At 41.0% G+C, this 25,514-nt stretch carries 25 protein-coding genes; 18 read left to right on the top strand and 7 right to left on the bottom strand.

The window, feature by feature from the left end:
- Window positions 1-21: 21 nt before the first annotated feature.
- A complete protein-coding gene (locus tag FHW89_RS10455) occupies window positions 22-414 on the top strand; it encodes a hypothetical protein (protein ID WP_172334990.1) in 393 nt (130 codons plus the stop codon).
- A 576-nt stretch (window positions 415-990) separates the two neighbouring features.
- On the top strand, window positions 991-1,314 hold the full coding sequence (locus FHW89_RS10460; RefSeq protein ID WP_172334991.1) for a hypothetical protein: 324 nt from the start codon (window positions 991-993) through the stop codon (window positions 1,312-1,314).
- Here FHW89_RS10460 and FHW89_RS10465 read toward each other — a convergent pair.
- Entirely contained in the window at window positions 1,311-2,207 is an 897-nt protein-coding gene (locus FHW89_RS10465) for an SMP-30/gluconolactonase/LRE family protein (protein ID WP_172334992.1), read from the bottom strand. The two genes, FHW89_RS10460 and FHW89_RS10465, sit on opposite strands and share 4 nt — an antisense overlap.
- A gap of 504 nt (window positions 2,208-2,711) precedes the next feature.
- Here FHW89_RS10465 and lysS point away from each other — a divergent pair.
- From lysS to FHW89_RS10500, 7 genes are all read left to right on the top strand, one after another.
- Window positions 2,712-4,433 carry a lysine--tRNA ligase gene (gene lysS / locus FHW89_RS10470; protein ID WP_172334993.1) on the top strand — a complete coding sequence of 574 codons (1,722 nt, stop codon included), beginning with the start codon at window positions 2,712-2,714 and terminating at the stop codon, window positions 4,431-4,433.
- Between the two features lie 251 nt (window positions 4,434-4,684).
- Complete coding sequence (locus tag FHW89_RS10475) at window positions 4,685-7,168, top strand: P-loop NTPase fold protein (RefSeq protein ID WP_172334994.1); 2,484 nt, start codon at window positions 4,685-4,687, stop codon at window positions 7,166-7,168.
- Between the two features lie 181 nt (window positions 7,169-7,349).
- Window positions 7,350-7,919 carry a Crp/Fnr family transcriptional regulator gene (locus FHW89_RS10480; protein ID WP_172334995.1) on the top strand — a complete coding sequence of 190 codons (570 nt, stop codon included), beginning with the start codon at window positions 7,350-7,352 and terminating at the stop codon, window positions 7,917-7,919.
- Between the two features lie 121 nt (window positions 7,920-8,040).
- Entirely contained in the window at window positions 8,041-8,721 is a 681-nt protein-coding gene (locus FHW89_RS10485) for a type 1 glutamine amidotransferase domain-containing protein (protein WP_172334996.1), read from the top strand.
- 51 nt (window positions 8,722-8,772) lie between these two features.
- Window positions 8,773-9,078: a putative quinol monooxygenase gene (locus tag FHW89_RS10490; RefSeq protein WP_172334997.1), complete on the top strand. Its 306-nt coding sequence runs from the start codon at window positions 8,773-8,775 to the stop codon at window positions 9,076-9,078.
- 218 nt (window positions 9,079-9,296) lie between these two features.
- Window positions 9,297-9,866, top strand: coding sequence for a dihydrofolate reductase family protein (locus FHW89_RS10495; RefSeq protein WP_172334998.1), 570 nt, complete (start codon window positions 9,297-9,299; stop codon window positions 9,864-9,866).
- 190 nt (window positions 9,867-10,056) lie between these two features.
- On the top strand, window positions 10,057-10,623 hold the full coding sequence (locus tag FHW89_RS10500) for a dihydrofolate reductase family protein (RefSeq protein WP_172334999.1): 567 nt from the start codon (window positions 10,057-10,059) through the stop codon (window positions 10,621-10,623).
- A gap of 136 nt (window positions 10,624-10,759) precedes the next feature.
- Here FHW89_RS10500 and FHW89_RS10505 read toward each other — a convergent pair whose 3' ends face one another.
- From FHW89_RS10505 to FHW89_RS10520, 4 genes are all read right to left on the bottom strand, one after another.
- A complete protein-coding gene (locus FHW89_RS10505) occupies window positions 10,760-14,434 on the bottom strand; it encodes an ABC transporter permease (RefSeq protein ID WP_172335000.1) in 3,675 nt (1,224 codons plus the stop codon).
- 232 nt (window positions 14,435-14,666) lie between these two features.
- Window positions 14,667-15,170 carry an SRPBCC domain-containing protein gene (locus FHW89_RS10510; protein ID WP_172335001.1) on the bottom strand — a complete coding sequence of 168 codons (504 nt, stop codon included), beginning with the start codon at window positions 15,168-15,170 and terminating at the stop codon, window positions 14,667-14,669.
- Between the two features lie 2 nt (window positions 15,171-15,172).
- On the bottom strand, window positions 15,173-15,487 hold the full coding sequence (locus tag FHW89_RS10515; RefSeq protein ID WP_172335002.1) for a helix-turn-helix transcriptional regulator: 315 nt from the start codon (window positions 15,485-15,487) through the stop codon (window positions 15,173-15,175).
- A gap of 8 nt (window positions 15,488-15,495) precedes the next feature.
- Window positions 15,496-15,876, bottom strand: a complete 381-nt coding sequence (locus FHW89_RS10520) for a DoxX family membrane protein (protein ID WP_172335003.1) — start codon at window positions 15,874-15,876, stop codon at window positions 15,496-15,498.
- 265 nt (window positions 15,877-16,141) lie between these two features.
- Here FHW89_RS10520 and FHW89_RS10525 point away from each other — a divergent pair, with 265 nt between their 5' ends.
- The 5 genes from FHW89_RS10525 (at window position 16,142) to FHW89_RS10545 (ending at window position 20,263) form a co-directional block, all read left to right on the top strand.
- Window positions 16,142-16,864, top strand: coding sequence for an SDR family oxidoreductase (locus FHW89_RS10525; RefSeq protein ID WP_172335004.1), 723 nt, complete (start codon window positions 16,142-16,144; stop codon window positions 16,862-16,864).
- A gap of 43 nt (window positions 16,865-16,907) precedes the next feature.
- Complete coding sequence (locus FHW89_RS10530) at window positions 16,908-17,894, top strand: amidohydrolase family protein (RefSeq protein WP_172335005.1); 987 nt, start codon at window positions 16,908-16,910, stop codon at window positions 17,892-17,894.
- A gap of 95 nt (window positions 17,895-17,989) precedes the next feature.
- Window positions 17,990-18,811: an SDR family NAD(P)-dependent oxidoreductase gene (locus tag FHW89_RS10535; protein WP_172335006.1), complete on the top strand. Its 822-nt coding sequence runs from the start codon at window positions 17,990-17,992 to the stop codon at window positions 18,809-18,811.
- Between the two features lie 59 nt (window positions 18,812-18,870).
- The gene (locus FHW89_RS10540; RefSeq protein WP_172335007.1) at window positions 18,871-19,767 is read left to right on the top strand and encodes an AraC family transcriptional regulator; all 897 of its coding nucleotides are present in this window, start codon (window positions 18,871-18,873) and stop codon (window positions 19,765-19,767) included.
- A gap of 280 nt (window positions 19,768-20,047) precedes the next feature.
- A complete protein-coding gene (locus tag FHW89_RS10545; protein WP_076375321.1) occupies window positions 20,048-20,263 on the top strand; it encodes a hypothetical protein in 216 nt (71 codons plus the stop codon).
- A gap of 61 nt (window positions 20,264-20,324) precedes the next feature.
- On the opposite strand, the gene FHW89_RS10550 is transcribed toward FHW89_RS10545, so the two are convergent.
- Complete coding sequence (locus FHW89_RS10550; protein WP_172335008.1) at window positions 20,325-20,876, bottom strand: DUF2892 domain-containing protein; 552 nt, start codon at window positions 20,874-20,876, stop codon at window positions 20,325-20,327.
- Window positions 20,877-20,948: 72 nt separating this feature from the next.
- Between FHW89_RS10550 and ung the strand changes: the two genes are divergently transcribed.
- Window positions 20,949-21,626, top strand: coding sequence for a uracil-DNA glycosylase (gene ung / locus FHW89_RS10555; RefSeq protein WP_172335009.1), 678 nt, complete (start codon window positions 20,949-20,951; stop codon window positions 21,624-21,626).
- A gap of 122 nt (window positions 21,627-21,748) precedes the next feature.
- Here the strand turns inward: ung and FHW89_RS10560 are convergent, their stop codons facing one another.
- On the bottom strand, window positions 21,749-22,219 hold the full coding sequence (locus FHW89_RS10560; RefSeq protein WP_090465496.1) for an Lrp/AsnC family transcriptional regulator: 471 nt from the start codon (window positions 22,217-22,219) through the stop codon (window positions 21,749-21,751).
- A gap of 141 nt (window positions 22,220-22,360) precedes the next feature.
- Here FHW89_RS10560 and FHW89_RS10565 point away from each other — a divergent pair, with 141 nt between their 5' ends.
- The 3 genes from FHW89_RS10565 to smpB all read left to right on the top strand — a co-directional run bounded on the left by FHW89_RS10565 (window position 22,361) and on the right by smpB (window position 25,412).
- Complete coding sequence (locus FHW89_RS10565; RefSeq protein ID WP_172335010.1) at window positions 22,361-23,014, top strand: metal-dependent transcriptional regulator; 654 nt, start codon at window positions 22,361-22,363, stop codon at window positions 23,012-23,014.
- Window positions 23,011-24,894: an Nramp family divalent metal transporter gene (locus FHW89_RS10570; RefSeq protein ID WP_172335011.1), complete on the top strand. Its 1,884-nt coding sequence runs from the start codon at window positions 23,011-23,013 to the stop codon at window positions 24,892-24,894. Before FHW89_RS10565 ends, FHW89_RS10570 begins: the two co-directional genes overlap by 4 nt.
- A 62-nt stretch (window positions 24,895-24,956) precedes the next feature.
- On the top strand, window positions 24,957-25,412 hold the full coding sequence (smpB, locus tag FHW89_RS10575; RefSeq protein WP_172335012.1) for an SsrA-binding protein SmpB: 456 nt from the start codon (window positions 24,957-24,959) through the stop codon (window positions 25,410-25,412).
- Window positions 25,413-25,514 lie beyond the last annotated feature (102 nt).

A 25,514-nucleotide genomic window follows, 5' to 3' on the forward strand; every position in this document is an offset into this window, starting at 1 on the left:
ACAAATCATAAATAAAAGGTAATGAAAAAATTAATTTTAATCATAACATTGGTAACCGGGTTAAACGTATTGGCCAATGCACAACAGCAACCAGCGAAAACACCTGTACAAAAGGCCGCGCATAAAACACAAAACCTACAGAAAAAGCTGATGCTTACCACAAGTCAAACCAAGGAGGTGAATGCTCTATTCTTAACAGAAGCCACCAGGTTGGATAGTTTAAAAGCACATAAAACTGATAAAAAAGCAAACAAAGCCGCTCACAAAGCTATCCAGTCACAAACCGATCGAAAATTAAATACTATTTTAACCGCAGACCAGAGAAAGACCTTTGCCGATCTGAAAGCCGCTAAAAAGGCGAAACACGATCAGAAAAAAGCTGCCGCTGCGGCCAGCGCTGCTCCAAAGCAATAATTTAATGCAATTAATAAAAATTCGGAAAGCTGTTCACATCTGGGACAGCTTTTTTATTTACCTATCTAAAAAGCCGAGGCAACGTCAGTTATGAAGGAAATGTTTCGGTTTTTGGGCTTTACTTTGTCAGCCAAAAGCAATTTAAATTACAAACCAAGTGTCAAATCCATGCTCAGATCATAAAATTTGACCATTATAGGGCTAATTGTTAATATACCTTACATGATAAATCTAATTGATATTCAGGGTGTAGCTGTAAAAAAGACACTTAATTGATTATTAATATCATATTCTAAATACTATATGATTAACAAATTGTTAACACATAAATATTATCATTGAAACTATTGCAATATAGAACATACTTTGTATATTTGTCCCATAGTTATTTGTAAGGAGCTGACAGGCAGCAAACGATGGTTCGACTCCTCCCTTGCAACTCTTCTCATAATTTAGGTTTATAATTGGTTAGAACGCGCCCCTGCCCATCAGGGGCGCTTCTTGTTTCTATACATTTTTGAAATTAGCAAGCAAACAAAGCTTAAAACCTGCTGTATTATTTTAAATTAATAACCCATGAAAAATCCGGCGACGCTCGTTTTAAAACATGCTGATGGCAGTGCAAGAAATATCATTATTGAGCCCATCCTATGGCCAGATCTTACAGATACAGGCACCTACAAGATCTATAAAACCGCCATTGACAACGAATCGACCTTATTTACCGAGGACCTGGAGATCACCGAAGGTGCTGCCGACCTCCCAGATGAAGCCAATCCCGATTACCTGGGCAGCATCATTATAGAACCCATGCGTCAACAATGGAAATACACCGGCGACCTGCTCAACCCTGAAGAACAGCAACAGATCGCCAGTTTTATAGAAAAGCAAGATTTTTAATCAAAGCCTTTCACCTTCATTTGCATGGTGTATACCGCTTTGGAAGCCGTAATGAACAGGATATCCCTGTTTTTACCGCCGAAGCATACATTGGCCGACCATGGCTCGTCAATATCAATATGGCCTATCTTTTCGCCTTTGGGATTTACTATGGTAACGCCTTTTCCACATAGGTAAATATTACCGCGCTCATCGATAGCCATACCGTCTGATCCTTGCGCAAAAAACAAGGCTCTGTTGCTTAATGATCCATCTTTATTGATATCATATTTATAGATCTTGCTATCCCCAATATCGGCCACATATAATGTTTTACCATCAGGCGTACCTACAATACCGTTGGGGCGTACAAATTTAGCGTCGACAATAACTGCTTTATGCTGACCTTTAGCGAGGTAGTACAGTTTTTGGCCATCCAGATCGGGCTTTTTGCGGGTCCAGTAATCGCGCTGGTAGTAAGGATCTGTGATATACATACCGCCATTAGGGTGAATCCAAACATCGTTCGGGCCATTAAATAGCTTACCTTCATAATCTTTCAGCAGCACAGTTATTTTTCCTTTAGGGCTGATAGACCATAATTCGTCTTTAGCATCTGCACAGCTAATGAGATTGCCTTTTTTATCAAAGTACATCCCGTTTGACCTGCCCGCGCTATCCAGAAAAACCGACAGTTTGCCATCGGTATCATATTTCCAGATCTTGTTATTGGGCTGATCGGTAAAGAATATATTGCCCTGTTTATCTACTGCTGGCCCTTCGGTAAAGGAAAATTGCCTGGATACCAGCTGTGGTTTGGTGCCCGGATCGTACAGGTCGGTAGCATCCTGGCCAAAGGCCCTGGCTGATACCACTATCAAAAAAAGAAATATTGAAATTAGTTTCTTCATCATGGTTATGTTAGGTTTCAGCGGGTTAAAATACACATTCAAAAAACTTTTTAAACCTTTAATTTTAACACTTTTTTGATCAAAAACGGCATAAAAACAGGTCGAAATTGTTTAAAAAGCCCCCATTTTAACACTTTTTAACAAATTTTAGCGTGATTTTGAGCAGTTTTTTAAACTTTAAAAAGTATTAAATTATTGACTAACAAATAACTACACAAAAACATGTTAATTTTTGATCCTATTTTCTCTTAAACTCAACAGCCCGGTACTCTTGTTTCAGAGTATCGGGCTGTTGATTGATATAAAGATACGAAAATGTTGAGAGAAGAGCAAACACGCAATGTCGCGGTTTAGGCCTCACCCAACCCTCTTCAAAGGAGAGGGCTTTGAAAAACATTTTTTAAAGGTCTCCCCCTTTGGGGGAGATTTAGAGGGGGTTAAAAAAACCCTCCATCAAACTCATTAAAAACACTATTTTTGCAAACTATTTAAAATACCGTTTATAGCATGAGTATTGCACTATCCGAACAGGAAATTATACGCCGCAAATCTTTACAAGAATTAAGGGCATTGGGCATTAACCCATACCCTGCCGAAGCTTTTGATGTTAACGCCTGGGCACAGGATATTACCGATAACTTTAAGGATAAACCCGAGAATTATCAAAATGTAGTGATTGCCGGTCGTATCATGACCCGTCGTATTATGGGTAGCGCGTCATTTGCCGAGATCCAGGATTCAACCGGTCGTGTGCAGATCTATCTGAAACGCGATGATATTTGTCCGGATGAAGATAAAACCCTGTACAATACCGTATTTAAAAAGCTGCTGGATATTGGCGATTACATTGGCGTTAAAGGCTATGTATTTTTAACCCAGACCGGCGAGATCTCCGTTCACGTTCGTGAGCTGATCGTGCTTTCCAAATCATTGAAACCCCTGCCGGTTGTAAAACGCGAGGAAGACGGCACCATACATGATGGCTTTACCGATCCGGAGCTGCGTTACCGCCAGCGTTATGTAGATTTAACGGTTAACCCCGAATACAAGAATATATTCATCAGCCGCTCTAAGGTGATTAGCGCTATGCGTGGTTACTTCAATGAGCAAGGCTGGATGGAAGTAGAAACCCCGATACTACAGCCCGTACATGGCGGCGCTGCGGCACGTCCGTTTGCTACGCATCACAATACGCTGGATATGCCGCTGTTTTTGCGCATCGCCAACGAGCTTTACCTGAAACGTTTAATTGTGGCCGGTTTCGACGGTGTGTATGAGTTTGGTAAGATGTTCCGTAACGAAGGCATGGACCGCACCCACAACCCGGAGTTTACCGCCATGGAGATCTATGTAGCCTACAAAGACTATATATGGATGATGAAAATGGTAGAGGAATGCCTGGAAACCGTGGCCCGTGCAGTACATGGCATCCCAGTAGTGCAGGTAGGTAGCAACGAGATCAACTTTGCAGGTCCGTACGAAAAACTGTCGATGTATGATTCTATCCTGAAATATACCGGTATCGATGTATCGGCTATGGACGAAGTTGCTTTGCGCCAAACCTGTGCCGAACTCAAAATAGAAGTTAACCCAACTATGGGTAAAGGCAAATTGATCGACGAGATTTTTAGCGCCAAAGTAGAAGCCAACCTGATACAGCCGACCTACATTACCGACTACCCTATCGAAATGACCCCGCTGGCCAAAAAACACCGCAGCAAGGATGGCCTTGTAGAGCGTTTTGAGCTGTTTGTGAACGGCAAGGAGATAGCGAATGCCTACTCTGAATTGAACGACCCTATTGACCAGCGCGAGCGTTTAGAGGAGCAATTGATACTGGCAGGCCGCGGCGATGACGAAGCAATGGCCATGGACGACGACTTTTTACGCGCCCTGGAATATGGTATGCCGCCAACATCGGGCCTGGGTATCGGTATCGACCGTTTGGTGATGCTGATGACCAACCAAAGCACCATTCAGGAAGTACTGTTCTTCCCACAGATGCGTCCCGAGAAAAAAGCGAAAGCGCCTGCAGCCGAGGATTTTGTAAACATTGGCGTACCAGCCGAATGGGTACCCGTACTCAATAAAATGGGTTTTAACACGGTTGAAGAGCTCAAAGCCACCAACCCCAACAAAGTATTCAATGACCTGGGCGGTATGCGCAAAAAACTAAAACTGGATATCACTATGCCCACCAAAGAAGAGGTAATGGCCTGGTTTGCATAAATCTTCTGAATCTTGATTTGTAGGATTTCAGGATTGATATGATTTTTGAAGAGACGCACGATGTGCGTCTCTTTTTTTGTTGGAAGGCACTAAAACCTCGCCAATTTGAGTATCCATATTTAAATTGGCAAAAAACTAAAAAATGTATTAAAAAAATTTAAGGTTTTAATGTCCTCATCGCTATTAGTCACCCTATGATCGCTTTTCAAAAGATATTTGTTATTTTTGAAATAACCTAATGAGATCACTTGATGTTTACTATTGATGAAAGCTTTGAAAACTTTGACGCATACAGCAAAAACATATCAACTTATATCACTATTGACCTATCTGAATCCGATACACGCTCCAAGTTAATCGATTCGTTATTAATCAATGTACTTGGGTGGGATGAGCTTGACATTCAACGGGAAGGGCGTGTCGACTCTGGATATTTCGACTACAAAGTTTCATTGCCAGGTTTTCACTTTTTGATTGAAGCCAAAAAGCAATTTGTCGATTTCGTTTTACCTAATAAGCATAAAAACTGTTTGATCAAATCAATTTATAAGGAAAATGCTGAAGTAATTGATCAAATTCAGAAGTATTCAGTTGATTTGGGTACTCAGTTCGGAATCTTTACTAACGGCAAGCAATTTATTTTCTTGAAATTATTCAACATAGATGGAAAACCGTGGAAAGACAACCAATGTCTTTTATTCAATGGATTAGAAGATGTTAAAGAGCGCTTTGTTGAATTTTACGAGAACTTTTCAAAGTTTGCCATTATCAATAACGGCGGGTTCAAATATTTAGAGGCTAGCGCTTCTATATCTTACCGAACGGTCTTATCAACACTTATTGATCGAGACAAAGAACAGATACGAAATACCTTAAGTGCTAAACTCGCTCCTATTATCACTAATATTTTTGGAGAAATTTTTTCCGAAGAAAAAGACGATGACCTCGAATTTATTAATTCATGTTTTGTTCAGAATGAAGAGGTTAAGAAGAACCGGAATGAAATTCAAAAGTTATTCAGTGATACCGCTCCTAAACTAGCGGAAGTTGTGCCAGCCCAAAACTTTAGTAGTTTAAGTGGACAAATTAAAAATGAACTCAATCAAGTTGCATCGATCAGACACGCACCACCCAAACCAATAATTATTATCGGCTCAAAAGGTTCAGGCAAAACAACATTTTTAAACTATCTCTTCAAGTATAGACTTGTTGACAAGGACATACCTGACCACATGACGGTATATCTTGATCTAAGAAGATACTTTGATAAAGAACAATATTTCGAAGCTGAACATATATGCCGCGACATTATTGAACTTGTTTTTGAAAAATATGCTAACATGAATTTATATTCTCTGACAGCATTAAAACGTATTTTTTATAAGGAGATACAAAGAAATGATACGAACATATGGGAATGGTGTAAAGCAAATGATGAGCAGGTTTATAATCAAAAACTGTCTGAGTTTTTAGAAAACGAGCAAAAAAATAAAATTATTTTCTTTGAAAAGCTATCAAAATATTTAATACGTGAACGTCGAAAACGATTGATTATCATTATCGATAACGCTGACCAGTTTGAAACGCGTATACAGGAGAAGGTGTTCGTATTCTCACATTCACTTTCAAAACAAAGCTTATGCAGTACAGTAATTTCTTTGCGAGAAGGATATTATCACAAATGGCGGTCAGCACCGCCTTTCGATGCTTATGAAAGTAATGTTTATCATATATCAGCACCCAAGTATTCTGAGGTACTACAAAAAAGGATTGATTTTGCTTTAAATAAGACTTCTGTTAATGGTAGTACAAAAGGAACAGTGGAGGGCTTTAAGATAGAAATGCCGAATCAATCAATTTATGAATTTTTGCACGGTTTAAAGCATTCTTTATTCGCTGACCAGAACTCTGAACTTGTCGATTTCTTAAGTTTCACAACATTTCCTAATATTAGGGATGGACTGCGGATCTTTTCATCATTTTTGACATCTGGTCATACAAAAGTGTCCGAATATATTATCCAAGAGCGATTTCGACAAGATAATCAATATTTCCATCCAGTTCCAATACACGAGTTCATTAAATCCATAGGCTTACAAAATAAGACCTATTATCATTCAGATACTAGTATTGTTCACAATCTTTTTTTGCCGCCAACTAATAGTAACAGTCATTTTCTGAAATGGTACATGTTATTAAACCTACAACAACAACATGATCAGATTGGTGAAAGCAAAACAATTGAATATGAAGCGTTTGTTGAAACATTTAATGGATTAGGCTTTAATACGGATGCAATTTTGGCTTCAGTGGCTACTCTGCTTGCTCATAACTTTATAGACTCTGATCAGCAGGTCAGTGATATTCAATGGAAAACTTTACCTATTATACAGCAAATCAGCCTTACAGCCAAAGGTTATTATTACGTAAAAGCGCTAATGGGCAGATTTCATTATCTTGATTTAGTAGTCCAAGATACACCTATTTATGATACCGAAAGTTTTGATAATATTAAAGCGAGTTTTCCACGTACTATTACTGCAAAATATAAACAAATGGAAGCTAGAATAAATACAGTTATTCAATTCATGGACTATCTAAAAAAAATGGAAGCTATGGTCTCTAAACAAGTTATAGCGACTTGTGGATCAGTAACAGAAATAATAGAAACGACCTTGAATTCAGAAATTCAACAAATCCAGGAGACCAGCGACAAAAAGAAACCATCTCATTAGCCAGTTTATCCCCCCTTCGCTGGCGCACGCGTGCCGCGTGTGCTTTCATTAAGCATATATCGGAGGAAACACGCGAAACGCGTGCACCAGCTATAACAATAACCATATTTTTATATCGCTCTTAACCGCTATTTGCTTATTTTTCCTACATTCAATTTGCTAAGGGAACCATCGGCTATTTATGGATAAATTACGGAAACATATTGAGGAGATAATTACGGTAAGTGATGAAGAGTTTGCGCATATTAAAACGTTTTTTACGCTAAAAAGAGTTAAAAAACACCAATACCTGATTCAGGAGGGAGACCAGGCCAATTTCGAATATTTGATCATGTCGGGTATTTTCAGAATGTTTTACCTCGATAGTGAAGGCAAGGAGCACATTGTACAATTTGCAGGGGAAAACTGGTGGATGGCCGACTATCAAGCCTATTTCAATGAAAAAAAGGCCGATCTGTACATCACCTGTATGGAGGATGCCGAGGTATTATGCATGACCCTTCAGGGACGGGAAAAGCTGTCGGCCGATCTGCATAAAATGGAGCATTTTTTCAGGGTGAAACTCACCAAAGGATACGTAGCACAACAACGGAGGATCATCTCCCTGCTTGCCGGTAACCCGCAACAACGGTATGAAGAGTTTGGTAAACTTTATCCGCATTTGATGCAAAAGATCCCCAAAAAATATATCGCCGAATACCTGGGAGTAAGTCGAGAAACCTTAAGCCGGCTCTATTCTGCAAACAAATAACCATTAACGAGTGTGATTCCCGTCACACTTTTTTTGTGACTTGCCTCCTCGCGGCGGGGCTGCTCAAATGTTGAAATTTGAAATATCAAAACAACTAATTGATCATTTAAAATTTAAAGTCATGAAAAAGAAAATTTTAATCATCGTTTCCAATGCTAACACCATTGGCCCGCATAACAGAAGAACAGGCAACTTTTTACCCGAAGTAGCCCACCCCTACGCCGAATTTGATAAAGCCGGTTACCAGATAGATTTTGCCAGTTTATCGGGCGATACACCTTACCTGGATGCCCTTAATCTGGCCGATGATCCGGATAATTTAAAATTTCTTACAGGTAATGGCTGGGCCGATATGCAAAAGGCGTCGAAGCTGGATACCGTAGATGTAAGCGCTTATGATGCCATATTTATGCCCGGTGGCCTTGCCCCCATGGTTGACATGCCCGAAGCGCCTCTACTTAAACAAGTAATCAAAGAAACCTACGAACGCAATGCTGTTGTAAGTGCCGTTTGTCATGGCCCGGTATCTTTGCTTAATGTAAAACTGAGCAATGGTTCTTACCTGGTGGATGGCAAAAATATCGCATCTTTTACCACCGAGGAAGAAGATAATTACGCCAGGCAGGATGTTCCTTTTGATTTGCAAACCGCATTGACCCAACAGGGTGCCATTTATCAAGTTGCAGCGCCATGGTCTGCCAATAGTGTGCAGGACGGTAACCTGGTAACCGGGCAAAATCCAGCTTCGGCAAAGGGCGTAGGCGAAAAAGTAGTCGCACTTTTAGAAGCCACTAAAGCATAATTTACTAACCGAGCGTATAACTAAATGGTTCAGTACCAAAATTATAAAAAGATGAGCAAACAACCCATTCATGTATTCGCCAAATGGCAGGTTAAAGAAGGCCAGCTAAGCATAGTACTCAACTTACTTCGGGAGGTTGCGAAAAAAAGCATCCAGGAAGAAGGGAACCTCTTTTACAATATCAACCAAAGCAATTCAGATGTAAACACCTTGTTATTATTTGAAGGCTACACAGATGAACAAGCCGTGGCAGAACACCGAAATTCGGAACATTTTCAAACGCTTGTTATTGGGCAGATAGTTCCATTGCTGGTGGAGCGGGAAGTTATTTTAGCGACTCAGCTAATTTTAGATTGAAGGATCTGTAATAAAACACCCCTGTAAAATTCACAGGGATGTTTTAGGTAAATGTTACTGGTATTTAAACAACCTGTATTTGATCTCCGCTTGCTCTGCAAACATTCCCCCTATGGTAGAAAATGGCTAACCCCCCCCTTATATTGTCGCGATTGCACCGCATGTTTGTATCTTATACTCTTTAAATTTGATTAATAACTAAAACTTATAGATACAACATGAGAAAGATCAGAATTTTCGAACACATCTCGCTGGATGGCGTGATAGAGCACGATGGAGATTACACCTATGGCGCATGGACCACACCTTACAGAAGCCCTGCCGGAGCAGCCTTACTATTTGAAGCATACGGGCCAAACTTTGACCTACTGCTTGGCCGCCATACCTACGATATATTTAGTAACTTTTGGCCTACTGCTGGTGATTTTCCAATGGCGAATGCTATAAACGCTGCAACAAAACACATTGCAACCCACCGGCCCGACAGCCTGGAATGGGGCCCGGTAAAGAGTTTGGATGAGGACACTATAAAGGCCATCCGCGATCTTAAATCAACAGACGGTCCCGATCTGATCGTTGTAGGAAGCTCAACATTAACCTCTCTATTGCTTGACCAGGGGCTGGCCGACGAGGTGGTACTCATCACCTACCCTGTTTTGCTGGGTCGGGGTAAACGCTTATTGGCCGACAGTATTGACGCCAGGGAACTTGCCTTTGTCGATTCGAAAACCACACCTACTGGCTTGCTCGTGAGCACTTATAAGCATCTTGGGCCACTGAAAAAATGATCTTCCCTGATGTAGGTACACGCATAGCGCGTGTGCCTACATAATTGTCTGTAATTTAATAAATGAACAGCGTCTGCCTCACTTTTCTATATACTGCTTATGAATGATATCGTGTATGCCCTTAACATCCAGAGCAGTTTACAGACATTTATAATGGAAACAAACATCATCACATTTAAAAACGAATGTTATGCGAAAATTAAAATTACAGGTACAAATGACCATTGATGGCTTTGTAGCCGGGCCAAATGGCGAGCTGGACTGGATGTGGATTCCGGGCGACCAGGATGAAACAGGTTTCAACAAAGCGATTGAGCTGGCCGACAGTTGCGACACCATTTTGCTGGGCCGCAAAATGACCCGCGATTTCATTGATCATTGGGAGAACGGATTAGTTGTCGATGGCGTCAGTCCTCACCAATCTTTAGCGCAACGTATGGTGAGTATGCGCAAGATCGTTTTCAGCCGTACACAAACCACCATCAAGGGCAAAAACGTAGAAGTGGAGAACGGGGACCTGGCTACTGCAGTGCAAGCATTGAAAAAACAACCGGGTAAAGATATTATTGTTTATGGAGGCGCCGACTTTGCAAGCTCTCTCATCAGCCATAACCTTATTGATGAATATTACATTATCCGGAACCCGGTTGCTATCGGAACTGGCCTTTCTATTTTTAAGGATAAAAAAGTGCTGCGATTAGAGAGTTCAACCGCCTTCAAAAACGGGAAAATACTCCAGAAATATCTGCCGGCATAAAGCTGGAAATCTATCTGTTAAAATATAAAAATGCGCTCCGGATCTCACCCCGGAACGCACCACATTAACGTGTCAACTAAACCTCAGATCTCACCTTATTTGACCCAAGCTCTTTACCGCAGAAGCGGCTTTTATATTATTCGCTTCGCAAGCTCTTCACAGGGTTTGCTTTTGCCGCTTTTATTGCCTGGAAACTTATAGTTACCAGTGCAATAATTGTTGCAGCAAGCCCGCCCACTACAAATAACCACCAACTGATGCTTATACGATAGGCATAAGCCTGCAACCATTGGTGCATGTAATACCACGCGATGGGCGCGGCAATGGCAAACGCAATGGTAATGAGTATTATAAATTCTTTTGAAAACAGATAGACAATATTCCCTGCAGTGGCACCAAGTACTTTACGGATGCCAACTTCTTTTATCCGTTGCACGGCCATGAATGAAGCTAAACCATACAGGCCCAGGCAGCTAAGGAATATGGCAATTACCGCGAAAATTTTGTACAAAGCCGCTAACTGACTTTCCTGTTTGTAAAAACTGGCAATCTTATCATCCAAAAACTTGTACTCATAAACATAATCCGGGAATGTTTGCTCAAACATTTTTTTAACAGATTCCATTGTGGAGGAAATGTTTTTGGTTGCCAGTTTTATTCCCGCCTGGTTGTACATTACAACGTCTGTGGTAATAAGTAATGGTGCAAGATCATTACGAAAAGATCGGTCATTAAAATCTTTCAATACTCCAACAACCGGGCATTTTATCTGGTCGTTCCAGATGCTTATTTCTTTATTTAATATATCCTCAGGATTTTTTATTCCCAGACTTTTCAGCAGCGACTCATTCACTAAAAACTCCTTTGTTAAATTTGAAGGTTGCAAATTTCTTCCGGCTATTAAAGTCAGCTTGTAAGCGGGAACATATTCGTTATCGGTGAATTTGGTGATTGCCTTAAAATCTGTTTCTTTTGTTGCATGGTCAAATCTAAGCGTACTCCACATATCATTACCATTTTCAACCGGTGTGTTGGAGCTATAACTTACTACCTGCACCCCGCTTATCGATAGTAGCTGTTTTTTCAAATAATCCATTCTACTAAGACGAAGACTATCTGTACGGAAAGGGACGTTTACAATAGCGTCTTTATCAAAGCCTAAGGGTTGATCCATAAAATAATCCATCTGCTTTACAATGATGAGCGTCCCGATGATGAGTGCCTGGGCAATGATGAATTGAAAAACCACCAACCCCCTTCTTAATGAAATTCCGTTTCCGGTATTTGCTGTCAGTTTACTTTTTAAAGCGTTTACCGGATTGAAACGCGACAAAACAATAGCGGGATAGAAACCGGCGAGCACCGTTACGGCAATGGTTACAATCAAAAGAAATAAAATAATTGCCGGATTGCTGAATATATTGAATGAAAGCGAAAGTTCTAAAAGTCGGCTTACAGCAGGCAATGCCAATATGGTGATAACCACTGCAGACATTACCGCGCTTATCACTATCAAAAATGTTTCAACGATGAATTGGATCTGCAATTGAGATTTACTACTCCCCAACACTTTTCTTACACCAACCTCCTTTGCCCTATTAACAGCCTGCGCAGTAGAGAGGTTGATAAAATTTACACAGGCAATTAACAGGATGAATGCCGCTATCAGCCACAATACATTGAGCAGTTGATGACTGATGGTTATATTACTGTAATTACCCACCCGGGTATCATAATGCACCGCGCTTAATGGTTGTACAATATGACTATCCTTATTTTCCGGAGATTGCACCTTTTGTGAATAAGCTCTTAATTGCTGATTAAAATTATCAACCGAAATATTCGGCGGTAACAAAACATAGCAACCAAAATCAGTCCCTGTCCTATCCTCCCAATTGGTAGATTTTTCTATAATACTTCCGGTAAAACCTGTTCCATAAGCCACAACAACTTTTAGCTGAAAGTCTGTATTTGCAGGTACGGGGGCAAGAATGCCCGAAACTTTCAATACTTCGGTGCCATGTTCAAATATATAGCCGCCAGCTCTTAGTTTAATAGTTTTGCCTATTGCTGTTTTCCAGTCGCCAAAATATTTTTCCGCGATCTCTTTTGTAAGCAATACATTGTTCGGATCTTCTAATGAGGTATACGAACCGGCAAGCAAAGGAAAATCAAATATTTTAAAAAATGAGGGCCCTGTAAAAAATACCCCCCGTTGTTCTTTAAATGTTTTTATTGGGGTTCCATTATTATCACCTATCAGCAACTCATCATCGCGGCTTGCAAAAATAGGGGCCACTTGTTCTATTTGCGGAAAAGATGTTTTCAGTCCTGTAGGCATTGGCAAAGGGACGTCCTTACCATAAGAAATATTTGCTGATTCCGAACGATGATATTCGGTTAGCACACGATAGATACGATCTTTCTTTTCATGAAAGTTATCAAAGCCTGTTTGAAACTGTATAATGATAAATATCACCATGCAAACGGCAATGCCAACAGCTAAGCCGGTAATATTAATAGCAGCGTAACTTTTATTACGCATCAGGTTGCGCCGTGCTATTTTCAAATAATTCTTAAACATAAAGTTGCGATTTGATTTCCAATGAAACCACTTAGGGGCGATTTCATGCAACGAAATTACCGGCGCAAAACGGGATTGACGTCCCAAGTTATAAGATGGGCGCTCTTTTTTAAGTTCATTTTTATATTCAACGGGGCTTTTCCCGGTTATTTGTTTAAAAATGCGGTTAAAAGTAGTTTTGGAATTGAACCCCGATTCAAATGCAATACCAAGCAGGGTAAGATGGGCATAAGCCGGGTCCTGCATTTTCCGAACAACATCCGCGACGCGATAGTCATTGATGAAATCATTGAAGCTTTTCTTGAATACCGTGTTGATAATGCGCGATAGTTCATGAAGACTTAGATCAAGCTTTCCGGCCAATGAGCTTAAGCTGAGTTCCGGATCCTGGTAATATAGACCGGTTTTCATAGTTTTCTTTAACCAGGTGGCTTTTTGCCTTAGTTCTGCCGGGAGCAATGGCTTTGAAAGTAAAGGTATTTCAGCCGGTGCGCCAGCCTCTGGTCTTAAGTATATCACAATAGCTATCCGGATGAAGACGACCGCTAAAAGGAGATACAAAGGATAATAAGCCGGTAAGTCCAATTCACCATGGTAATAAAAATAATCGATGGCAGTATACGGCACCCACAATAGCCATATCAAGCCAAAACCCATCAATAAGCGTTGCAGCCACCGTAACTCATACCGGTACCGGTCGCCCTCAGTAAATTTTAGCTGTTGATAGTAGTTTTGGATAAGCTTATGGCATTGGTATAGGTAGATAATAACCGAGATAAAAGCAAGGAATTGCAATACCGGGTTCAACTGCCGAAAGGTCATGGTATCGTAGGTGGCCAGGCTTGTTCTCAAACTCTCCTTTATCTGCAGTGCGTGTGCCCCCAGTTCCAGCAACAACGGACTAAAGTGGAGCAAATCCTTATACCGGAACTTAAATTCCGGCCGGGTCATTTTAAGCACATAAAAAAAAATCAGCGGACCAAATGCCAACGAAAGCCGCATTGGTAGCCAGCTCCAATGTGGAAAATAGTTCTCCAAACGGATGTCGGTGCCTAATAGCCAGGCCATCCACAAAACAACAGTGGCAAGGCCAATGGCCAGGAAGTGGCTGGCCCCTTGATTGGATCTTTTAGTAGTTACTAACAGCAGGATAAAAGTTAGCCCGATAAATATCGTTCCGAGAAAGAACAGATCATACAGGTTGATATGGAATATATAAGGGTTCAATGAGTTAAATAGCGCAATCGCTGTTCCAATTTACTAATATATTGACAGATAATATATTATAGACTACCCATTGAGTAAATTGTAACAAAAGCGAACGTTTGGCCGTTCGGTTTTGAGTTATGTGAATCAACGATTCTTAAAATCCGTTAAATAGCTTTTAAACTCAAATTATTAAAGCATAATGATTATTTGCTGGCATATGCGACATGCATACCCCAGCAAATGGTTCATTTTATTTTTTCAGGATTACTAACAGTTCATCCAGTTTTTCCAGCGTTGCCAGCATCCCCTGCTCCATACCCATTTGTATAACAGCTTCCAGATCCGAAAGCGATTTGTAGGTAACAACAGTTTCTACCAGGGCGTTTTCGCCCTTGTCGGTAAAAGTTACCAGCCATTCTGCACGGGGCAGGTCTTTATTTATTTCACCATCAGCGTTAGAGAAAGCATCCAAAGATGTATAGTAGTCAATCGGCTTGATTTTTACATATTCTGTATAACCCCAGTATTCTGTACCATTTGGCTCTACCATTGCATAGTGCCAATGCCCCCCTTCACTAAAATCCATTGACTTTGTCTTGGTGGTTAATGGCTTAGGGGCAAACCAGCGGTCAAGCAACTCATTCTTGGTATAACAGTCCCAGACCAATTGCCGGCCGGCTAAAAACTCTCGCTTGATGGTCAGTGTATTTTTTTGTTTATCAGCAATAAAGTCGAAGTACAAATTGTGTTTCATTCTTATGTTTTTTTAATAATTGATAAAAGTTCATCGAGTTGTTGAAAGCGGGTCTCCCATATCTGGCGGAATTGTTCCAGCCATTTGTCTATTTCTTTCATCTTATCAATTTCCAACTGATAGTATATTTCCCGGCCCTGGTGTTTCTGTTCCACCAATTCACATTCGGTTAATATCCTTAGATGTTTTGAAATAGCTTGCCTTGTTGTATCAAAATGCTCGGCAATAGCATTAGGTGTCATAGCCTGTATGGCAATTAAAGCGATAATAGCCCTGCGTGTTGGGTCTGCTATAGCTTGAAAAATATCTCGTCTCATTGAAAAAATTACTTCCTGATCATGGGCAGGTATTTTTCCCTGTTCTCAATAATTACCCATAGAATAATCGCTATCAAGGCAAACACAATAGGTAAACCCGAGGGGGCTACGCTGATGTTGGTCAGTAGTATACCAATTAAAACCGGCACGATAATAACAGCGCCAAGTGCCCTGGTTCTGCCAAAGATCAGTAACAAACCGCCAACAAATTCGGCCGAACCAACCAAGGGCAAAAGCCAGCCAATTTCCATAAATGCCTTCCCGTGTTTTATCATTTTCTCGGGCATATCTTTAGGCACGGGCATGTAGTGTAAAAATTTATCCAGGCCCGCATTCATAAACATCAAACCAGCCAACAGGCATAAAACAAAGAGTATTTTACTTTTCATAATGAGTTATTTTAATTAAATAAGAAACCGATCAGTTGCAAATATATAAGCAACCGATCGGTTTCGCAAATTTTATTTAAAAATTCTTTTAAATGGGACTTAATCGGGATGGTGTTACCCACAATAGTCCTATAAGTACCATTAATGATGCATTGCGGTTTAAAACACGTGTGCGTTTCTTTGTGCTGATGTATTTCAGGGAGGGTTTCCTAAATGTAACGGGCTTTCTTTCCAGAGAAAGATACATCTGTCAAAAACTATTATTATGAAAACAGTATTAATCACCGGGGCCAATAAAGGGATCGGTTTTGAAACCGCCAAACAACTGGCACAATTGAACTATTTTGTTTATTTAGGCAGCAGGGATAAAGCACATGGACTTGCAGCAATTCAAAAGTTAAATGATCTGGGTATAACTAACGTAGAAACTATTGTAATTGATATAGCTGATATTAAATCAGTTAGACAGGCAAAGCAGGAATTGGAGAATAAAATTAATTCTTTGGATATTTTGATCAATAATGCTGGTATTTCTGGCGACCAACCTCAAGATTTTTCTACAGGTGACATGGAAAACCTACGCAAGGTATTCGATGTTAATTTTTTTGGCCCTATACAAACTACGCAGGAATTTTTGCCCCTACTGAGAAAATCAACTGAACCATCCATCATCAATGTTTCCAGTGAAGTTGGTTCTATCTCCCTGCGCACTGACGCAGGAAGAAACACAAACCGGGATAAATACAATGCATACGGTTCTTCTAAAACTGCATTAAACGCTTTTACGGTAATGCTGGCCAATGAACTTTGTGACGCAGGTATTAGCGTCAACAGTGTTACACCAGGATATACGGCTACCGATCTAAATCAATTTCAGGGAGCAAAAACCGTAGAGCAAGGCGCAGTGCCTATTGTACAACTGGCAACACAATCCCATCCAAACACTACCGCTAAGTTTTTTAAAGACGGAGGCGAGGTTCCCTGGTAGTCAATAGTTTCTCCTATCCCGACAAACATTTTATCAATTTAACATGAGAATAGTAACACTTGAAGAACATATTTCTTTTCCGGAAATGGCTGATCAAATACCCAAAGCTGCTTTGGGTGGCTTTGGTCAATCAGAAAGGATGCAGCAGTTGGTTCCCAAGCTGGCTGATATTACCGGCGAGCGATTAAAATCAATGGATGATAATGGCATTAGCATGCAGGTACTCTCTGTGGATAGTTCTGGGGCCAATCTTTTAAGCCCGGAAGAAGGCCCGGCTTTTGCTACACAATATAATGACCTGATTGCTGAGAGGATAGCCGGTTTTGAGAGCCGTTTTGCAGCCTTTGCCCATCTCCCTATGACAGCTCCTCTTGCCGCGGCTGATGAACTGGAACGCGCTGTGACAGAATACCATTTCCGCGGAGCCATGATCAGGGGACTGACTAATGACAAATTTTTAGATCAACCCGAATTTGCCCCAATATTTGAAAGGGCCGAAAAGCTGGATGTACCCATTTACCTCCACCCCGGATTGCCGCCAAAAGGGATAGCCGATATTTATTACAGTGGATCGCCCAATCATTTGGGGATGGCCGAAGCACTGGCCTGTTACGGCTGGGGATGGCACGCAGAAACTGCTTTGCATGTTTTACGCCTGCTATATTCCGGCGTTTTCGATAAGTATCCGAAACTAAACCTGATTATTGGACACATGGGCGAAATGCTACCTATGATGATGGCTCGATCTGAACGGGCATTTAAACCCGGCAATGGAGGTGCCAACCAGCGTTCCCTTAGCGATACTTTCCATCAACAGGTTCATATCACTACCAGTGGTTTTTTTACGCAGCCACCTTTAAAAATCGCTTTAGATACTTTCGGTATTGATAATATTATGTTCTCTATCGATTATCCATTTAGTACCAACGAAATGGGTATTGAATTCCTGAACGCGATTGACCTTCCCGATGAGCAAGTGGCTAAAATTGCCCATAGCAATGCGGATAAGCTATTGAAACTGAAAATATAACTCTACACCGGGCAAAATATGTATCCGATATTCAGCGATATGTATAAGTCTGCCGGTACCGGCTGCCTGTAATTTTGTATCATAAAATAATTGATATGAAATCTAAAGTAATTTTAATAACAGGCGCATCCCGGGGGCTTGGAAAAATATGGGCCGAAGCATTTTTAAAACGTGGTGATAAAGTAATCGCTACCGCCCGAAATATTGATTCATTAAGTGATCTGGTATCCACTTATGGAGAATCGATATTACCTGTTAAACTGAATGTGAATAACCGCGAGCAATGTTTTGCTGCTGTTAAACAAGCTAATGAACATTTTGGCGGCATTGATGTGCTGATCAATAACGCTGGTTATGGTTTGTTTGGTGCCATTGAAGAGGCTACCGAGCAGGAAGCCCGGGATCAATTCGAAACCAATGTATTTGGTTTGTTGTGGATGACCCAGGCCGTTATCCCGGTTATGCGGGAGCAAGGTCATGGGCATATTATACAAGTATCAAGTTTGGCGGGTCACACAGGTGCACCTATTATAAGTATCTATGTAGCCTCTAAATGGGCAGTTGAAGGATTAAGCGAAAGCCTTGCTGCAGAGGTAAAAGGATTTGGCATCAATGTAAGTCTTGTTGAACCAAATGCCTTTGGCACAGACTGGAGCGGAGATTCGGCTATCAAAACACAATCTATAGCGGTGTACGATGGTATTAAGGAAACATTCAATAGCTACTTTACCCCTGAAATGGTCGGCAACCCCGAGGCAACTGTACCTGCTATTATTAAATTGGTTGACAGTGATCAGCCACCATTGCGCTTACTTTTAGGAAAAGTAGCTTTACCGCGTGTGCAACAGGTTTATGCCGACCGGCTGGCGGTTTGGGAATCCTGGAAAGAAGTTGCAGCGGCAGCACATGGTCATTAATCAGTTAAATTAAAAAATGATACGGCATTCCGTTGGCCGGATGCCGTATCTTTATCAAAATGAAGCATTTCAAAAATTTAAGCGATCTGCATAAAGCCCGGGGCTGGCCCATATCGGAAAACCCCTTACTTAGTTTGATGACGTGTGTAAATACATGTCCGGCTTCATGCGGCACGGCCTCAAATGAATATACAACGGTTTTTTATATAATCGCGTTTAAGAAGGTACTGTCTGGCGGTCTTTATTACGGACGCACCAAGTATGATCACAACCAGGGTTCTATGATCTATATTAAACCTGGTCAAGTAGTCGAACTTAAAAATATCCAGCTGGAAGGAAGCGGATTTACGATCATGTTTCATCCTGATTTCCTAAATGGCGAATCATTGCACCAAACTATCAAAAAATATAGTTTTTTCGATTACGAAACCAATGAGGCCCTCCATATTTCTCCCCGAGAGGAAGAAATTATGTGGGAGCTGTTCCGTAAGATTGAGACGGAATACAACAACAATCAGGATGAGTATACCAAGGAGATCATTTTGGGACATATTGAAGCTATCCTTAAATATTCGCAGCGTTTTTATAAACGCCAGTTCCTGAATAGGGCGGAACTTACGGGTAAGGTAATTTCTAAATTTAATAAAGCTATCCGGCAGTATTTTGAGAATGGCGAATTACAAACCAATGGCTTGCCAACCGTTACAGCAATTGCCGCCCAACTCAAAATGTCGCCTCATTATCTAAGTGATCTGTTAAGACAGGAAACAGGCCGATCAGCCATCGACCACATCCATAGTTATCTGACCACAGAAGCAAAAAACCTGCTGATTGGCGCCGACCTTACCGTAGCGCAGATTGCCTATCAGCTTGGGTTTGAAAATCCACCCTATTTCTCCAGGCTTTTCAGAAAAGAAACAGGTATTAGCCCGGTAGCTTATCGTAAACAACATTAAATAAGAATAGTATCACAGATAAACGCTGTCGGTCTGTTGCCGGAATTATTTATAATGCAGGTGTTCTGAAAATAACAATAAAAGGACGCTTGTTGGTGCTTCTTTTTATGCTACTTTTGTCCCGGCCAAGCACTTAACGAGGCCATAATCAGGGCTATTTTGATACCCAACTCTGTATCAGCAATTTAATAACAATTTATTAATAAAAGCTTAAAATAAACAGTACTTTGTGTTTAATTATGTTGGTTATACTTGCAATAAACAACTATTAAAAAAAGTCATGACCAATTCAATTTTGGAGATCACCGAGAACGAATACCTGATCAAACTGAACAGAAGTAACTTCAACTTATCGTTCATCAGGAGTTTATTAAAGATGGTCGAAGTGGCCAACCCGACCGAAGAAAGCGACTATTCTTATAGCGACCGTGTAGTATCGCCTTACCAGAACCATTCTGCTACTGCCGATTATTTCAGCGCTATCGACGAGAAATAAAAAAGGGATGCTTTCGCGTCCCTTTTTTATTTTATCCTTATTATATTATTTTCTTGTCCTGTTAGAACTGGCGATATCCGCCCCTTACTACCTGTTGCTTATCCATTTGAGCCATCTGTGTTTTCATCATCTTGATCTGCTCGGCCAGTAACTTATTCTTATCATCCTTGGCAGCCTCAGAAAGGTACATTTGCGCCTCGCGTTTATTACGTTTAGCCATAGAGATACCCGCCAGGCTCAATTTAGCCAAAGCCGTATTGTGCGACATTTTCATACCCAACTGAAGCGCTTTCTTAAAGTATTTTTCAGATTTCATTGGCGCCTTACGCGATTCAATCAAACCGATCAGTAAGTTATAATAGCCATGCTGGTTTTTATGCAGCTGTTTTTCGTAATCAGTGATCTTCATTAACCAGGCTTCGGCTTTTTCAGAGTTTTCCTTACGCAGATAAAATTGTGATACGATCATATTCTCGTTAAAGAAGAAGCTCAATAGCACAATACCGCCCAAAAACAAAACTAAAATTCCCCAGCCCCAAAACCCGAAGGCACAAAGCGCAACCGCCGCACCGAACAGTACACAGGCTATAATTAGCCTAACAATATTTGACATAATTTATGATACTATATATTGAGTGCAAATATCCGTTAATTTGTACGCTTAATCAACATTATATCAATATTTATGGCAAATGCATTAGACCCCTCCTGGATGGAAGTTCTGAAAGACGAATTTGGGAAAGACTACATGATAAAACTAAAGGATTTTTTACAGAAAGAAAAGGCAGCAGGCCAGGTGGTTTACCCTAAAAACAGCGAAATTTTTAACGCATTTAACACCACCCATTTTGATGATGTAAAAGTGGTGATACTTGGCCAGGACCCATACCATGGTGCACACCAGGCGCATGGGCTTTCGTTCTCGGTGCAAAAAGGCATCGCCACTCCCCGTTCGCTCATTAATATTTATAAAGAACTGCAAACCGATATTCCCGGATTTAAGATACCAGCTCATGGTAACCTGGAAGACTGGGCCAAACAAGGAGTGCTATTATTAAACGCTACCTTGACGGTTAGGGCCAGCAGTCCAGGTTCGCACCAGAAACAGGGTTGGGAGGAATTTACCGACGAAGTGATCAAAACCATATCCGACAAAAAACAAGGCATTGTATTTATACTCTGGGGAGCCTTCGCGCAATCAAAAGCGGCATTAATTGATGAGAATAAACATTTTATCCTTAAATCGCCCCACCCCTCACCTTTTTCTGCCGATCGTGGCTTTTTTGGCAGCAAGCCATTTTCAAAAACCAATGAGATATTAAAAAGAGAAGGAAAAGCAGAGATCAATTGGCAGATAAGTTGAAAAGAGAATCAAGAAATTAGAGTCAAGAAGCAAGAGTCTTGCTGATCGGTTGTAAAACAAAAAAGTCAAGAAGCTAAGTTTTGATCTTGCTTCTTGACTCTAATCTCTTGCATCTTTTCGAACTAATACTCCAAAGGAACTATTGGTTCCTTTTTACTGGTTGACATGATCATCATGGTTTGGAAAGTTTTTACAACCGTGATACGGCTTATCTTTTCCATGATCAGTTGTTCGTATGATTTAATGTCGCGTACGTATACTTTCAGCAAAAAATCGCACTGTCCGGTTACATGGTGGCACTCTGTTACCTCTTTAATGTGTTTGATCTCATCCAGAAATGTTTGAATGGTATTTTTCTGGTGAAAATCAAGCGATATCTGTATAAAGGTTTTAATACCCAGGCCCAGTTTTTCCTCGTCAACCAGGGCATGATAACTCTTGATGTACTCAGCGTTCTCCAGCTTGCGTACACGCTCCAGGGTTGGGGCCGGTGAAAGGCCTATTTCATTTGAAAGTTGAAGGTTGGTTATTCTTCCGTTTTCCTGTAATATCTTAAGTATTTGAAGATCGATTTTATCTAATTCCGCAGCCATTAGGTTACAATAATGTACGCAAATATACAGTTTTCCTCTGTTCACAAAATTATATTTCTCTTAAAAGTAATTCAGCAAAAATATATTTCCCACGATTTTCATAATTTAGATAAGTCTAAATTTTTTATTAGATTTGTATAAATGAATACGTTAGCCGAGGAAAACTATTTAAAATCGATCTACCATTTGTCAATTGATGCCGGAAATGTGAGCACCAATCAAATTGCCGCGTCATTAAACACCAAGGCTTCCTCGGTAACAGACATGCTGAAAAAACTAGCCGATAAGGCGCTGATCAATTATACGCGTTACCAGGGCGTAAGCTTAACCCCCGCAGGCGAGAAGATCGCTGTTAATATCATCCGCAAACACCGGCTCTGGGAGTATTTCCTGGTAGAGAAACTTAAATTTAAGTGGGACCAGGTACATGATATGGCCGAGGAAATGGAGCACATATCATCAGCCGAACTGATTGACCGGCTTGATGAATTTATGGATTATCCGCAGCACGACCCGCATGGCGAACCCATCCCCGATTGTAATGGCAGGTTTAACGCTTCTGAATTAAAAGCCATATCTACATTAAGTGTAAACAATTGCGGAACCATAGCCGGGGTGCGTGATCACAGCTCATCTTTTTTGCAATACCTCGAAAAGCAACAGCTTACGCTGGGAAAAAAAATATCGATCACAGAAATCGTGGAGTTTGATCATTCTGTGATCTTACAAACAGAAAATAAAAAAGAGATACACATCAGCCGCGAAGTGGCTAATAATTTACTGATAGCTTTATGACAGATACCCATAACCAATCATTAGGAGATGTACACAGCTCGGTTAGCACCGAAAATAAAACAGGCTGGCGTAAAATAATGGCCTTTCTGGGTCCGGCCTACCTGGTAAGCGTAGGTTACATGGATCCGGGCAACTGGGCTACCGACATTGCCGGGGGCAGCGCTTTTGGTTATAAACTAATATGGGTATTATTTGCCTCCAACCTCATCGCATTGCTGCTGCAGTCGCTCAGCGCACGCCTGGGCATTGTTCGCGGGCTCGATCTGGCGCAGGCATCCAAAAATGCTTATCCCCGCTTTGTGAATTTCTGGCTGTACGTATTAGCGCAAATAGCCATTATAGCCTGCGATCTGGCCGAGATCATCGGTATGGCCATCGGCTTAAAATTGCTATTTAACCTGCCATTGATATGGGGCGTATCGCTTACCATAACCGATACCATCCTAATGCTTTATTTAATGAACAAAGGCATGCGTAAACTGGAAGGTTTTATCATATCCATGATATTTATTGTAGGGCTTTCATTTTTAATAGAGATGTTCATTGTGCAGCCCAACGTAGTTGAAATAGCCAAAGGTTTTGCGCCCGGCAATTTAAGTGGCGACGCGCTTTACATTGCCATAGGTATTATTGGAGCTACAGTGATGCCGCATAATCTGTACCTGCACTCCTCGCTGGTGCAAACCCGGCAAATCACCCGTACAGACGCGGGTATTAAATCGGCTATTAAATTCAACCTGTTTGATACCGTTATAGCACTTAACCTGGCCTTTTTTGTAAACGCCGCAATCCTGATACTGGCAGCTACAGCCTTTTATAAAAACGGCTATTTTAAAGTTGCCGAAATACAGGATGCCTATAAGCTGCTTGAGCATATTTTTGGCAGGGTTGCCCCGGTACTTTTCGCCATCGCTTTGATAGCCTCAGGACAAAGCTCTACCATCACGGGGACACTTGCCGGACAAATTATTATGGAGGGCCACATCAACCTGCGTATTGAGCCCTGGCTGCGCCGTTTACTTACCCGTGTGCTGGCTATTGTACCGGCCGTTTTCACCATCATATATTTTGGAGAAGAGGGATTGGGTAGCTTGATTATATTAAGCCAGGTGGTGCTGAGCCTGCAACTGGGTTTTGCGGTTATCCCGCTTATCCACTTTACATCTGACAAAAAACGGATGGGTAAATTTGCCATCAGTCTTAAAGTAAAAGTATTGGCCTGGGCCTGCGCCATCCTTATTGTTGCGTTAAACGGCAAATTGGTATACGAACAATTATTTGATTGGATAAAAGAATACCCATCCGCCGCCGCCTGGATCTATGCCCTGGTTTTCCCCATTGTTCTTGCTGTAGCGTTACTGCTGATATATGTATTTTTCAGACCGATGTTATACAAACATAAAGATCAGCCATTTTATGCACCTCATGGTATTGCCAGTGCCATCACCGAGCTTGATGCCATTACTTATAAACACATAGCCATAACCATCGATTTTTCAAAAAACGACAACGACTGCCTGCGCCATGCTATTATGCAGGGCGGCAAACGGGCTACTTATACTCTGATCCATGTGGTGGAAACTGCCGGCGCGCGTTACTATGGTAAACAGGTTATGGATAACGAAACCCAAAGCGATGTAGACAACCTGAATAAGTATGTTACTGCCCTGGAAAACCTGGGCTATAAAGCACAGGCGCAAATTGGTTATGGTAACCCGGCAAGCGCTATCGCTAAGATTGTAAATGAAGAAAATGTCGATTTTATTGTGATGGGTTCGCATGGTCACAAGGCCCTGAAAGATCTTATTTTTGGTACCACTGTAAACTCGGTTAGGCATATGGTGAATGTGCCGGTATTGGTGGTAAAACCAAGCAGGTAATAATATAGCAAGACCTGTTTTGGTTATTTTGCGTAAATTTGCACCTCACCGAAAGGAAAAACATGACTACTCAGGATAAAATATATATAAAAAACAAGAAGGCTTATTTTGAATACCACATACTGGATAAGTATGTAGCCGGTATTCAATTGCTGGGCACTGAAATAAAATCGATACGTGAGGGCAAGGCCAATATCAACGATGCCTTTTGCACCTTTATCAATAACCAACTGTTTGTACGCAATTTGCATATATCAGAATATTCATACGGATCATTCTATAACCACGAGGCCAAACGCGACCGTGTGCTATTACTTACCAAAAAAGAGCTTAAAAAGCTGGTAACCCGTGGCGAAGAAAAGGGCCTGACCATTGTGCCATTAGCCCTGTTCATCAGCGAACGTGGTTTTGCTAAACTGGAAATTGGACTTGCACAAGGTAAAAAGACATTTGACAAACGCGAAACAATGAAAGAGCGCGACACTAAAGTTGAAATGGACCGGGCAATGAAAAGGTAAGCCACCCAAACCTCCTAAAGGGGGCGTGCACTTAACAAAACAGCCTGCTTTAAATATTTAAAGCAGGCTGTTTTGTTAAGTGAATTTGCTAATCAAAAGCTC

The sequence above is a fragment of the Mucilaginibacter sp. SG564 genome, from assembly GCF_013149275.1.
Taxonomy (GTDB): Bacteria; Bacteroidota; Bacteroidia; order Sphingobacteriales; family Sphingobacteriaceae; genus Mucilaginibacter.

Excerpts from the sequence above, each read along its gene's own strand:
- FHW89_RS10455 (WP_172334990.1), top strand. The coding sequence starts at position 22 with ATGAAAAAATTAATTTTAATCATAACATTGGTAACCGGGTTAAACGTA.
- FHW89_RS10460 (WP_172334991.1), top strand. The coding sequence starts at position 991 with ATGAAAAATCCGGCGACGCTCGTTTTAAAACATGCTGATGGCAGTGCA.
- FHW89_RS10465 (WP_172334992.1), bottom strand. The coding sequence starts at position 2,207 with ATGATGAAGAAACTAATTTCAATATTTCTTTTTTTGATAGTGGTATCA.
- lysS (WP_172334993.1), top strand. The coding sequence starts at position 2,712 with ATGAGTATTGCACTATCCGAACAGGAAATTATACGCCGCAAATCTTTA.
- FHW89_RS10475 (WP_172334994.1), top strand. The coding sequence starts at position 4,685 with ATGTTTACTATTGATGAAAGCTTTGAAAACTTTGACGCATACAGCAAA.
- FHW89_RS10480 (WP_172334995.1), top strand. The coding sequence starts at position 7,350 with ATGGATAAATTACGGAAACATATTGAGGAGATAATTACGGTAAGTGAT.
- FHW89_RS10485 (WP_172334996.1), top strand. The coding sequence starts at position 8,041 with ATGAAAAAGAAAATTTTAATCATCGTTTCCAATGCTAACACCATTGGC.
- FHW89_RS10490 (WP_172334997.1), top strand. The coding sequence starts at position 8,773 with ATGAGCAAACAACCCATTCATGTATTCGCCAAATGGCAGGTTAAAGAA.
- FHW89_RS10495 (WP_172334998.1), top strand. The coding sequence starts at position 9,297 with ATGAGAAAGATCAGAATTTTCGAACACATCTCGCTGGATGGCGTGATA.
- FHW89_RS10500 (WP_172334999.1), top strand. The coding sequence starts at position 10,057 with ATGCGAAAATTAAAATTACAGGTACAAATGACCATTGATGGCTTTGTA.
- FHW89_RS10510 (WP_172335001.1), bottom strand. The coding sequence starts at position 15,170 with ATGAAACACAATTTGTACTTCGACTTTATTGCTGATAAACAAAAAAAT.
- FHW89_RS10515 (WP_172335002.1), bottom strand. The coding sequence starts at position 15,487 with ATGAGACGAGATATTTTTCAAGCTATAGCAGACCCAACACGCAGGGCT.
- FHW89_RS10520 (WP_172335003.1), bottom strand. The coding sequence starts at position 15,876 with ATGAAAAGTAAAATACTCTTTGTTTTATGCCTGTTGGCTGGTTTGATG.
- FHW89_RS10525 (WP_172335004.1), top strand. The coding sequence starts at position 16,142 with ATGAAAACAGTATTAATCACCGGGGCCAATAAAGGGATCGGTTTTGAA.
- FHW89_RS10530 (WP_172335005.1), top strand. The coding sequence starts at position 16,908 with ATGAGAATAGTAACACTTGAAGAACATATTTCTTTTCCGGAAATGGCT.
- FHW89_RS10535 (WP_172335006.1), top strand. The coding sequence starts at position 17,990 with ATGAAATCTAAAGTAATTTTAATAACAGGCGCATCCCGGGGGCTTGGA.
- FHW89_RS10540 (WP_172335007.1), top strand. The coding sequence starts at position 18,871 with ATGAAGCATTTCAAAAATTTAAGCGATCTGCATAAAGCCCGGGGCTGG.
- FHW89_RS10545 (WP_076375321.1), top strand. The coding sequence starts at position 20,048 with ATGACCAATTCAATTTTGGAGATCACCGAGAACGAATACCTGATCAAA.
- FHW89_RS10550 (WP_172335008.1), bottom strand. The coding sequence starts at position 20,876 with ATGTCAAATATTGTTAGGCTAATTATAGCCTGTGTACTGTTCGGTGCG.
- ung (WP_172335009.1), top strand. The coding sequence starts at position 20,949 with ATGGCAAATGCATTAGACCCCTCCTGGATGGAAGTTCTGAAAGACGAA.
- FHW89_RS10560 (WP_090465496.1), bottom strand. The coding sequence starts at position 22,219 with ATGGCTGCGGAATTAGATAAAATCGATCTTCAAATACTTAAGATATTA.
- FHW89_RS10565 (WP_172335010.1), top strand. The coding sequence starts at position 22,361 with ATGAATACGTTAGCCGAGGAAAACTATTTAAAATCGATCTACCATTTG.
- FHW89_RS10570 (WP_172335011.1), top strand. The coding sequence starts at position 23,011 with ATGACAGATACCCATAACCAATCATTAGGAGATGTACACAGCTCGGTT.
- smpB (WP_172335012.1), top strand. The coding sequence starts at position 24,957 with ATGACTACTCAGGATAAAATATATATAAAAAACAAGAAGGCTTATTTT.